Annotated in this window: 12 protein-coding genes; 7 read left to right on the top strand and 5 right to left on the bottom strand. The window is 50.9% G+C overall.

Translation table 11 applies throughout. The features are described 5' to 3' along the window. Window positions 1-113: 113 nt before the first annotated feature. Complete coding sequence (locus KNP78_RS14350) at window positions 114-527, bottom strand: VOC family protein (protein ID WP_214825150.1); 414 nt, start codon at window positions 525-527, stop codon at window positions 114-116. Between the two features lie 156 nt (window positions 528-683). On the opposite strand from KNP78_RS14350, the gene KNP78_RS14345 reads away from it, so the two are divergent. The 3 genes from KNP78_RS14345 to nfsA all read left to right on the top strand — a co-directional run bounded on the left by KNP78_RS14345 (window position 684) and on the right by nfsA (window position 3,725). Next, entirely contained in the window at window positions 684-1,265 is a 582-nt protein-coding gene (locus tag KNP78_RS14345; RefSeq protein WP_052090087.1) for a DUF2238 domain-containing protein, read from the top strand. 108 nt (window positions 1,266-1,373) lie between these two features. After that, window positions 1,374-2,843 carry a catalase gene (locus KNP78_RS14340; RefSeq protein WP_214825148.1) on the top strand — a complete coding sequence of 490 codons (1,470 nt, stop codon included), beginning with the start codon at window positions 1,374-1,376 and terminating at the stop codon, window positions 2,841-2,843. Window positions 2,844-2,975: 132 nt separating this feature from the next. After that, window positions 2,976-3,725 carry an oxygen-insensitive NADPH nitroreductase gene (gene nfsA, locus KNP78_RS14335; protein WP_214752423.1) on the top strand — a complete coding sequence of 250 codons (750 nt, stop codon included), beginning with the start codon at window positions 2,976-2,978 and terminating at the stop codon, window positions 3,723-3,725. A 22-nt stretch (window positions 3,726-3,747) separates the two neighbouring features. Here the strand turns inward: nfsA and KNP78_RS14330 are convergent, their stop codons facing one another. The 3 genes from KNP78_RS14330 to KNP78_RS14320 all read right to left on the bottom strand — a co-directional run bounded on the left by KNP78_RS14330 (window position 3,748) and on the right by KNP78_RS14320 (window position 6,699). Next, window positions 3,748-4,869, bottom strand: coding sequence for a TlpA family protein disulfide reductase (locus KNP78_RS14330; RefSeq protein WP_214825146.1), 1,122 nt, complete (start codon window positions 4,867-4,869; stop codon window positions 3,748-3,750). Window positions 4,870-4,932: 63 nt separating this feature from the next. After that, window positions 4,933-6,333 (bottom strand): MBL fold metallo-hydrolase, encoded by a 1,401-nt coding sequence (locus KNP78_RS14325; protein ID WP_034776653.1) that lies wholly within the window; start codon window positions 6,331-6,333, stop codon window positions 4,933-4,935. A gap of 69 nt (window positions 6,334-6,402) precedes the next feature. Then, a complete protein-coding gene (locus KNP78_RS14320) occupies window positions 6,403-6,699 on the bottom strand; it encodes a rhodanese-like domain-containing protein (protein WP_214825144.1) in 297 nt (98 codons plus the stop codon). Between the two features lie 113 nt (window positions 6,700-6,812). Between KNP78_RS14320 and KNP78_RS14315 the strand changes: the two genes are divergently transcribed. From KNP78_RS14315 to KNP78_RS14300, 4 genes are all read left to right on the top strand, one after another. Then, on the top strand, window positions 6,813-7,184 hold the full coding sequence (locus tag KNP78_RS14315; protein ID WP_235420128.1) for a rhodanese-like domain-containing protein: 372 nt from the start codon (window positions 6,813-6,815) through the stop codon (window positions 7,182-7,184). A gap of 42 nt (window positions 7,185-7,226) precedes the next feature. Next, window positions 7,227-8,006 carry a sulfite exporter TauE/SafE family protein gene (locus KNP78_RS14310; protein ID WP_214707954.1) on the top strand — a complete coding sequence of 260 codons (780 nt, stop codon included), beginning with the start codon at window positions 7,227-7,229 and terminating at the stop codon, window positions 8,004-8,006. Between the two features lie 197 nt (window positions 8,007-8,203). Then, window positions 8,204-10,111 (top strand): LTA synthase family protein, encoded by a 1,908-nt coding sequence (locus KNP78_RS14305; protein ID WP_214825141.1) that lies wholly within the window; start codon window positions 8,204-8,206, stop codon window positions 10,109-10,111. Window positions 10,112-10,214: 103 nt separating this feature from the next. After that, window positions 10,215-10,829, top strand: a complete 615-nt coding sequence (locus tag KNP78_RS14300; protein ID WP_214825138.1) for a class I SAM-dependent methyltransferase — start codon at window positions 10,215-10,217, stop codon at window positions 10,827-10,829. 19 nt (window positions 10,830-10,848) lie between these two features. Here the strand turns inward: KNP78_RS14300 and KNP78_RS14295 are convergent, their stop codons facing one another. Further along, window positions 10,849-11,043, bottom strand: a complete 195-nt coding sequence (locus tag KNP78_RS14295) for a hypothetical protein (protein WP_034776662.1) — start codon at window positions 11,041-11,043, stop codon at window positions 10,849-10,851. Between the last annotated feature and the right edge of the window lie 106 nt (window positions 11,044-11,149).

Raw genomic sequence — 11,149 nt, 5'->3', positions numbered from 1 at the left:
GAATGCCGACTTCTCGCCATAAAAAAACACTCCCCAATCAGATAAACAGATTTGTTATTTCATCTGTCTACCTATTGGGGAGCATATCAAGTAGCATGGGGTCTTTGTCATAGTCACGCCTCGTGACTGAACTGCCATTGGACACCGAACCGATCTTCGACCATGCCGTACGCCTTGCTCCAAAACGTCTCTTGGAGCGGCATGAGGACACGGCCCTCGTCTGACAAGGCCTCGAATTCGCGACGAATCGCCTCGAGGTCGTCGGTCACGACGGCGAGGGTAATGTTTTGCCCGAACGTCACCGGACCGTCCGGCATTGCGTCCGAAAACATGAGCGATGTACCATGGACGCTCAGACGGGCATGGAGCACGAGGTCGGCCAGCTCGTCCGGTACAGGTTCACCGTCCGGTCCAGGCTGGGCACCGAACGTCATGATATCCGGGGCGGGCTCGGCGAAGACGTCCGCATAAAATAGCACGGCGTCGCGGCAGTCACCGTTGAAGTTGAGATAAGGATTGATCGGCATGAGAGTTCCTCCTTGAATCGTTTTTTTTTCAGTATGGAACATATGGACGCGTGAAGAATCCGACAAAAGCACGAATTTTCGAACTGGGTTGTTGAAATGTTCGCTGAAACGGGAATGAACAAGATGAGACATTCTAACGAAAGAAGGCGCGTTACATTGAAACTGACACGAGGACGTCTATTGGAATTCGGGTTCGTGTTGTTCATGGCAATCATTCTCATCACGTCGATTATCGAAGGGGAATGGTTTGACGCGAGCGTCGCTGGGGCGGGGATCGTGTCGGGATTGATTCCGTTCATTCTCGAGAAAACGTTCAAGACTGAGTTCGACGCCAAGATGAAAGTCGCCTATATCTTGTTCTTGTTCGCATCGCAATATTTGGGCTCGATCGTCGGATTGTATTCGAACGGATGGTGGGACACGTTTCTGCACGTGTTGAGCGGCGTGTTCTTGGCCTTTCTCGGCTTCGATTTCTTAAGTCGACTTGATGAGGACATCCGGCTCGAGATGCCGAAGCGGTTCGTCTTCGTCTATATCGTTGTTTTCGCAATGGCCGGGGCAGCGCTTTGGGAAATGTATGAATTCACATCGGACTTGGTGTTGAACACGACGATGCAAGGGAACGGGAATGATGACACGATGGTCGACATCGTCGCGGGATCACTCGGAGGTATCATTGCGGCTCTCCTTGTGACCGAAATCCATCGGAAAGAACAACGTAACAAACATAAAAATTGAAAGCGATTTCAAAAACGTTCGAATCCATCGAGCGTTTTATTTGTAATAATTATTATCTTTTAATATTATTAATCTTGTAATAATGATTATTAAGAGGAGGCAATATTAATGGATCAACACCGTCATCTAACTACTAACCAAGGCGTCCCAATCGGGGATAACGCCAACTCCATCACAGCGGGTCGTCGCGGCCCGACACTTCTCGAAGATTATCAGCTAATTGAGAAACTCGCCCACTTTGACCGTGAGCGCGTACCGGAACGGGTCGTTCATGCCCGTGGCGCCGGAGCCCACGGCGTCTTCAAAGTTAAAAATAGCATGAAACGATATACAAAAGCCAAATTTTTGCAGGAAGAGGGACAAGAGACACCAATCTTTGCTCGCTTCTCGACCGTCATTCATGGTCTCGGCTCACCAGAGACGCTTCGTGACCCACGTGGATTCTCGGTCAAGTTTTACACGGAAGAAGGGAACTACGACTTCGTCGGAAACAACTTGCCGGTCTTCTTTATCCGTGACGCCATCAAATTCCCAGACGTGATTCACTCACTCAAACCGGACCCGCGGACGAACCTGCAAGATCCGGACCGTTTCTTCGACTTCATGTCGCTCACGCCGGAATCGACGAGCATGCTCATCCACTTGTTCAGCGATGAAGGAATTCCAGCGTCATACCGTCATATGCGCGGCTCATCGGTCCATTCCTTCAAATGGGTCAATGAATACGGAAACACGGTGTACATAAAACTCCGTTGGGTCCCGAAACAAGGTATTAAAAACTTGTCGATGGAAGAAGCGGCGAAAGTGCAGGCCGAAGACTTCAACCATGCGACACGCGACTTGTTCAACGCCATCGAGGAAGGCGACTTCCCAGAATGGGATCTTTACGTCCAAATCCTCGACCCGGCCGATATGGACAACTTTGACTTCGATCCGCTCGACGCGACGAAAGATTGGTTCGAAGACGTCATCCCGTATCAACTTGTCGGTACGATGACACTCAACAAGAACGTCGACAACTTCTTCGCCGAGACGGAGTCGGTCGGTTTCAACCCGGGTGTGCTCGTTCCTGGAATTCAACCGTCTGAAGACAAGATGCTCCAAGGCCGCTTGTTCTCGTATTCGGACACGCAACGTTACCGCATCGGAGCAAACTACTTGCAACTCCCAATCAACTGCCCGTTCGCACAAGTGTCGAACAATCAGCGTGATGGGGCGATGCCGTTCAAACAACAGACGAGCCCGGTCAACTATGAACCAAACCGCTATGAGGACGCACCGAAACCGGACGCGGCTTATATCGAGACGGAACAACCGCTCACAGGCGTAGCCGGTCGTCAAAAAATCGAGAAGACGAACGACTTCGGTCAAGCGGGTGAAGTGTACCGTCGCTACTCGGAAGAAGAGAAAACGGCGCTCGTGAACAACTTGGTGGCACACATTAAAGAAGTTCGCCACGAGAATACGGTGCTGCTCTTGATTTGCAACTTCTACCGGGCCGACCGCGACCTCGGCGCGCGTCTCTCGGAAGCACTCAACGTCGATATCACGCCGTTCTTGAGTCAAGTGACGGAATAACTTGTCCGCAACAGAGATGCGTAGCTGCATCTCTGTTTTTGTTTTTTTACCTTAGGAGGATATGTGGTTCGAATCTCAAAAATTGTCCCGAGCCCGTCCATATGCCAAGATAAGAAAAAAGGGGGATGTTACATGAACCAAGTCATTGACACACTACTGAACCACCGCTCCGTCCGCTCGTTCACGGACGAGACGTTGACCGACGAACAAATCCGCCTCATCGTCGAGAGCGCCCAGCGCGCCTCGACGTCGAGCTTCATCCAAGCCTATTCCATCATCGGGATGACCGACCCGGAGAAGAAAGCAAGGCTGGCCGAGATCGCCGGTAACCAGCAGTACGTGATCGACAACGGTCACTTCTTCGTCTTCTGCGCCGATTTGTATCGACATGAGTTAATCGGTGAACTACGGGAGGCCGAAGTGAATGCGACGCTCGAGACGGACGAGAAGCTGCTCGTCGCGGTCATTGATGCCGCGCTCGCTTCGCAAAATGCCGTCGTGGCCGCGGAATCGATGGGCCTCGGCATTTGTTACATCGGTGGGATTCGCAACGATATGTTCGCTGTGAAGGAACTGCTCGGTTTGCCGGAGCGGGTATTGCCTCTCTTCGGACTTGCCGTCGGTGTACCGGAGCACGTCGAAGGCCAGAAACCGCGTCTCCCGTTCGAACATATTTATCACGAGAACACGTACGTCGCAGACGCAGAACAACTGAAACAAGAACTCGATGCGTATGATGCGACGATTCACGACTACTATGCGGTCCGCGGGTCGAACCAACGAAGTGACACATGGACCGGACAGATGGGTCGGATGCTGTCGAAACCGACCCGGCTCGACGTGAAAGATTTCCTAAAGACGCAAGGCTATTTGAAGCAATGAAAAAACCGCCGGGAGGCGGTTTTTAGTTTGTCTGGGCATCGAGCCAGGCGTGGTCGATCGCCCCGAATTGCTTGGCGATGATGACCCCATTTTCATCAAGGACGTATGTTGTCGGCATCGCTTGAATCCGGTAGGCGTTACCGACGATTCCTTCCTCGTCATAGACGACTTTGAACGCATCTTCATACGGGGCGACGAACGTCCGCGCATCCTCGACGTCCCGTTCACTCGTCGTCGTATTGACGGCGACGATGGTCACACCGTCTTGTTCTCGGGCAAACTTGGCCATGTCCGGCATCTCGGCCCGGCACGGAGGGCACCACGATGCCCAGAAGTTGACGACGACCCGTTCACCGCGTAAATCTTCCAAGTTGAACGGCGTCCCATCGGTTCGCTTCAACTCAAAATTCGGTGGGACTTGGCCGATGTTCAATCCGGTCTGGGACGAGTCGGCCTCGAGCCGTGGCGTCTCGTCCGGTAAGCTCGCATTGATGACGGCGAGCACGACGATGAGACCGAGTCCATATTGAACTGCCTTTTGAGATGGCCGTGCTACATATGTGGCGACGGCGATGAGAAGAAAGAGCGGAATGAGCCACCACAACTCGAATGTATCGGTCACAAGCGACCCGACCGACCAAATCGCGAACGCACCGACCACGGTCCAGAGGAACAATCCGAGCGTAGGATTCTGCATCCAGCGCCATGTCGTGACGAGCAGCAAGGCAATCAGGACGGCCATATAGATATGGAGCGGTTGCGGAGATGAGAGCAATGGGAGCATCCCGTATTTGGGAACGACGAGCGTCACCGCAAACCAAAAGACCAAGGCCGAGAACAACCAATAGCCACGAAGGCTAGGTGTGAGCCGGAATACAAAAATAGCAATCACAGCAGCGGCAATGAGAAGCGACCACGTGCCGCCGGTCGCATAAAGGGATAAGGCCAAACTTCCCGTCGACGCGAGACCGAGGACGATCGCGCTTCCTTTCCAAGCGAGAAAGCCGGCGAACCAGGTGCCGAGGACGGCGTCGCGCTCTTTTTCCGACAAGCCGATTTTTTTAAAGCCGATGTAGAGAATAAGTAGGCCGGCCATCATAGCCAGCAAATCGAGTCGAACATTCAATGGACCGATGGCAATCACAGAATCCCTCCTAGAGAAAAAGCGCCCAAACGAGTGGGCGCTTTCTTTGTTTGTAGTATAGCATTAGCCGATTTGTTCTGCATTGAGGACAGTCTTCATCGCGCCATAGCCACCGAGGATGTTTTGGATATCCTTGTAGCCGAGTGATTGAAGCACACTCGCGGCCATTCGTGAACGGACGCCAGATGCACAGTGAACGGCGATTGTTTGATCTGTCGGGAGACCTTCATGGTCGCGTGCCAGTTTACCGAGTAGGATGCGCTCGGCTTTCTCGTAGTGGCTCGCGTTCCATTCTGTCGCATTTCGGACATCGAGGACGAAAACGTCACCTTTTTCTGCCGACTCGATCGCTTGTTCCGCTGTCACATCTGTGTACGTTTCCGTCAACAGTTCTTGACCGAGTTCTTCGACTGGGACGACGAAGCGGAGACGGTCGAGACCGATTGATTGGAGGTCCGTCTGTACTTGATCGACATCTTCCGCGCTCGCGATGAGCGTGATGTCTTTGTCGAAGTTGACGAGCCAGCCGGCCCATGAGACGAACTTCGTGTTGTAAGGGATGTTGATTGTGCCTGGGACGTGACCTTTGGCGAACTCTTCCCCTTTACGCGTATCGACGACTTGTGTTTCCTCGACGAGCGTATCGAGGCGGTCCGAACCGACGACTTCTGGACGAGCGATTTCGTTCGTGACTTGGATGCCTTCTTTGTTCACTTTTTTCATCATCGCGAAGTAGTTCGGCGGTTCTGGTTGGTCCGTCGTCAACTCTTTGATGAACGCGTCTTTGTCTGTCATTTGAAGCGCCCAGTTCGTCGCTTTCTCGTAACCGACCGTCGATGTCGGGATGGCGCCGAGCGCTTTCCCGCAGGCACTTCCGGCACCGTGACCCGGCCAAACTTGAACGAAGTCAGGAAGATCTTTGAACTTCTTGAGCGAGTCGAACATTTGCTCGGCACCGATCGCTGTCGTTCCTTTTACACCGGCTGCTTCTTCGAGCAAGTCAGGACGACCGATATCGCCGACGAAGACGAAGTCGCCTGTGAAGATACCCATTGGTTGTGTTTGGTTCCGATCGTAGAGCAAGAACGAGATATGCTCTGGCGTGTGACCTGGTGTATGCATGACTTCGAGTGTGACGTTACCGACTTTAAACGTGTCGCCATCTTTGACGAGTTTTGAGTCGATGTCTTTCGCGAATGCATATTTCCATGACGCGTCGCCTTCGTCTGATAGATAAGCCGTTGAACCGGTACGTTTCGCAAGCTCGAGTGAACCTGAGACGAAGTCGGCGTGTATGTGAGTCTCAGCCGTCGCGACGATCTTCATGCCTTCTTTTTCAGCTTCTTGAAGATACGGTGTGATGTTACGGGCCGGGTCGATGACGACGGCCTCGCCGGTCATTTGGCAACCGACCATATAAGATGCTTGTGCTAATTTTTGATCATAGAAATAACGTAATAACATGTGAAATACCCCCTAAGAATAGTTGACTGTAAACGATTGTCGTTTTTGAAATATATATATAGAAGATTGTTAGACTGTTTCGCCCGTCCAGCTCATCATGCCGCCATCGACGTTGATGACATCGAAGCCGAGTGAATCGAGGTAAGCCGAAGCGTTCATGCTTCGCCCGCCTGCTGCACAGATGACGTGAATCGGTTTCGAACTATCGAGCTCATCGACTTTCGCTCCGAATTCAGAGAGTGGTACGTTTTTCGCTTGCTTGATGTGGCCACCTGCAAATTCGTCTGTCTCCCGAACATCAATCAAGTTGAGTGTTTCATCAGATTGAAGCAATGTTTCTAGTTCAGTTGTCGAAATGGTTTTCATGAGTCATTGATCTCCTTTGTGATTGTAGAATTTTTGAAGTGAGTTTCTTTCGTTGTTTTTAATATACCCCCTGAGGTATACTGAATGCAAGAAAAAGAATCGGAGGTCGAAAATTGAAGAAATTAATGCTGATTTTATCGATTTTGGTGCTGGTGACGATCGGAATCGTTCTTTTCACGTCCAAAGAGACTGGAATTACAAAAATCGACGTCGAAACACTACAAAACAGATTGGAAAACGAAGAAATAACCTTGTTAGACGTCCGAGAAGTGGACGAATACGAGGGGGGGCATATCGAAGGAGCGGTGAACGCACCACTTTCTTCATTAAATGAAACCGAATTACCTTATCCGAAAGATGAGCCGATCTATGTCATCTGCCGGAGCGGAAATCGAAGCGCCCAAGCGGCACAACTGTTGAAAGAACGTGGCTACACTGAAATTTATGATGTCTCGGGCGGTATGATTGCCTGGGAACAAAAATAAAAACTTACTTATTATATAGGGTAGGGAATTGGAGGAATTGATATGGAATTTGGATTTATCATCACCATCTTTTTGATCGGCTTTATCGGGTCGTTCATTTCAGGGATGGTTGGAATTGGCGGATCGATTATTAAATATCCGATGTTGTTGTATATTCCACCGCTCCTCGGCTTCGCGGCGTTCAGCGCCCACGAAGTATCGGGAATCAGCGCGATTCAAGTCTTCTTCGCGACGATCGGTGGAATTTATGCATACCGGAAAGGTGGTTATTTGAACAAACAGCTCATCTTGTATATGGGTGTCGCCGTCTTGATCGGGAGTTTCATCGGCGGCTACGGCTCGACGCTCTTGTCTGAGAACTTGATTAACGTCGTTTATGCCGTGCTCGCGACGATTGCGACAATCATGATGTTCTTACCGAAAAAGAACGTCGAGGATGTTCCGCTCGACCAAGTCACATTCAATAAAGTAATTGCAGCGAGCTCGGCGTTCATCGTCGGGGTGGCAGCAGGAATCGTCGGGGCAGCAGGAGCGTTCATCTTGATGCCGATCATGCTCGTCGTGCTCCGGATTCCGACGAAGATGGCGATCGCGAGTTCGCTCGCCATCACGTTCATCTCGTCAATCGGCTCGACAGCGGGGAAAATCATCACCGATCAAATCGTGTGGGAACCTGCCGTCATCATGATCATCGCGAGTTTGATTGCGGCACCGCTCGGCGCAAACGTCGGTAAGAACATGAAGACGAAGTCACTTCAAATGATTTTGGCGTTACTGATTTTAGCGAGTACAGTAAAAATTTGGATGGACATTATCGGTTAAGCGAATCAATGTTAAATGGCTACCGAGGCGACTTGGTAGCCTTTTTTTGTGTAAAGACTGCAATGGAATTGTTAAGTTTATGTATAGTTGTAAACGTCAATTAGTTGAATCGGGTTCACAAGAACGTTAAAATAGAGGCTATACGTCTAAAAAAGAAAATGAACCTTTCACTTGAATTCCATATAAGGAGTGTTTACATGAATCGCACGAATCAATCGAAAGGAAGAATGGACCGATTCCGCCAAGCGGCGCTCGACTCGTTCAAAACACATCGTCTGTTCTGGATGTTCACCATCTTGTTATGGACGAAGTCGCTGATCGCGTATCAGTTCTTCTTCAACATGCCGGCCGAGAATCTGGTCCAGGCATTCATTCTCATCATCAACCCGCTCAGCTTCACGTTGTTCTTGTTCGCCTTCAGCTTCTTCTTCGGGGGAAATAAGAGGAAATGGGCGCTGTATAGTCTATATCTCGTCTCCTCGCTCATCTTGTTCGCGGATACGACCTATTACCGTGAGTTCACGGATTTCTTGACCGTACCAGTCCTATTCCAATCGTCGAACATGGAGACGCTCTCGTCGTCATTCCTCTCGCTTCTCGAATGGAAAGACTTGCTCTTGTTAGGGGATCTCGTCGTGCTCCCGTTCCTACTATGGAAAATGAAAGAGACGAGCCAAGCGTCACAGCGCCGCGTCTTGACCACATTTACGGCAGCCGCCGCCATGTTCGGGTTCAACCTCGTCCTTGCGGAAACGGAGCGTCCAGAGTTACTCACGCGCTCGTTCGACCGGGAACTGTTGGTCAAAAACTTAGGAACGTTCAATTTCCACGTCTACGATGCCATGCTTCAAACGAAGACATCGGCCCAAAAAGCGCTCGCAGACGGTTCTGAACTGGATGAAGTCGAGAACTTCACACGTCAGAACTATGCGGCGCCGGACCCGGAGATGTTCGGGAAGTATAAAGGCAAAAACGTTGTCGTCGTCTCGTTCGAGTCGGCTCAAAACTTCACGCACAACATGAAAGCGTCGAACGGCGAGTACATCACGCCGAACTTGAACAAACTGATCGAAGAATCCCACTACTGGCCGAACTATTACCATACGACCGGCCAAGGGAAGACGTCAGATGCCGAGTTCGCACTCGATAACTCGCTTTACGGCCTCTCGCGTGGAGGAGTCTACTTCACGAACGCCGATAACGAATACAACGCGTTACCAGAAGTCATCAAAGAAGATAACTACTACTCGGCCGTATTCCACGCCAACAACAAGTCGTTCTGGAACCGCGACCAGATGTATCAAAACATCGGCGTCGACAAGTTCTTTGACGAAGCCAGCTACGACCTCGGGAACCCTGAGGATATGACGGAGTGGGGTCTGCTCGATGATGAGTTCTTCCGCCAATCGGTACCGATGCTCGAAGAGCTGCCAGAACCGTTCTATGCGAAGTTCATCACGCTGACGAACCATTTCCCGTACACGATGCCGAGTGAGAAGCACGAGCTCGTCCCGAAATTTGAGACGAACTCGACGACGCTCAACAACTTCCCGCAGGCGCTTGCCTATCAGGATTACGCCCTCGGCTTGTTCATCGACGAGTTGAAGGCGAACGGCATGTGGGATGACACGATCTTCGTCGTCTACGGTGACCATTACGGCATCTCGACGAACCATAACGCCGCCATGGCGGACCTGCTCGGGAAAGACGAGTTGACGCCATACGACGTCGCCAAGCTCCAAGCGGTCCCGTTCGCGATTCATTTGCCGGGACAAGACAAAGGTGAAGTGCACGAGACGATCGGAAGTCATGTCGACATGAACCCGACGATTCAGCACTTGCTTGGAATCGATACGTCGGAACAGGTCGGATTCGGGAACGACTTGTTCTCGAAAGAGCATTATGACCGCGCCATCTTCCGTGATGGAACGGTCGTGACGCAAGACCATCTGTTCACGCAGTCGATGTGCTATGACGCCAAGACTGGCGAAGTCGCAGAAGACGGTGAGGCGTGTGCACCACTTGAATCAGAAGCGAACAAAATCCTCGAGATGAACGACCAGCTCATCTATTCAGATTTACTCCGCTTCAAACAAGCTCAATAATGAAGAGAGAAAAGATTGGAAACAGTCTTTTCTCTTTTTTTGTGGTCGTCGCGCCTTAGGAAGACTAAGATGAAAGAAGTGCACATCAGAAAAGGAGAACGAGATGACATTAGATTATACGGGAGAACGGGTCATCCCAGATCGCATGGACCCGCTGAACGGCTTGTTGCTTGAACATATCGCCCGCTATCATTTCGCCCTCTTATACATGAACGGACGCGTCCTCGATTTTGCGAGCGGGAGCGGATACGGCAGTCAATTGATCGCCAAGAACTTGAAAGGGACCGTGACCGAGGTCGTCGCGCTCGACTTGTCGGAAGAGGCGACGCGCTATGCGAAAGGGAGATATCACCATCCGAACGTCAACTATATCGTCGGCGATGTCGTCGACCGGACGTTGCCGGACAAACTGGGGTCGTTCGATTGTATCGTCAGCTTCGAGACGATTGAACATGTCACCGAATATGAGGCGTTCATGGCGAACGTGTGGGACTTATTGAAGCCAGGCGGAATCTTGGTGTTGTCGACACCGTTCGGTCAAGGCGTCGGGCAATCGACGAATGAGCCCTTCCATGCCCATCAGTTCACTGAGGCCGAGTTTGAGAAATTATTTACGGCATTCACATCGACCGAGTTCTATTACCAGCGAGGCGTGCTCGTCGAACCGAAGCGGGGGACGCGCCATTATCCAATCGGCATCACCGTCGCGGTCAAATAAAAAATCCCGATGAACGAAGTCATCGGGTAATGAAATAGTATAACAGACCGAGCGCCACGAAGGAGATCGGGAACAGGACGATATACGTCCACGACACCATCGACCAGCTTTTCTTTTGACTGTAGTCTGATTTGTCTTTCCCGAGTCCGACCATGATTGTAAAAATGAGGGCAATCAAGCAAACGAGTAGCGATAATCCGATTGTGAGATACATGTTGTCACATCCTTCATTGTTTCTTCATATATCAAGCATAGCTGAAAACGTAACGAAAAAGCCTCTGAAATGTTGGGATTATGTGTCCAACAGTCAGAGGTTTTTA

Source organism: Exiguobacterium sp. s28 (genome assembly GCF_018618135.1).
Classification (GTDB): Bacteria; Bacillota; Bacilli; order Exiguobacteriales; family Exiguobacteriaceae; genus Exiguobacterium; species Exiguobacterium mexicanum_A.
Note: the sequence above shows the minus strand (reverse complement) of the source record. Positions and strands in the feature narration are given on the sequence as shown.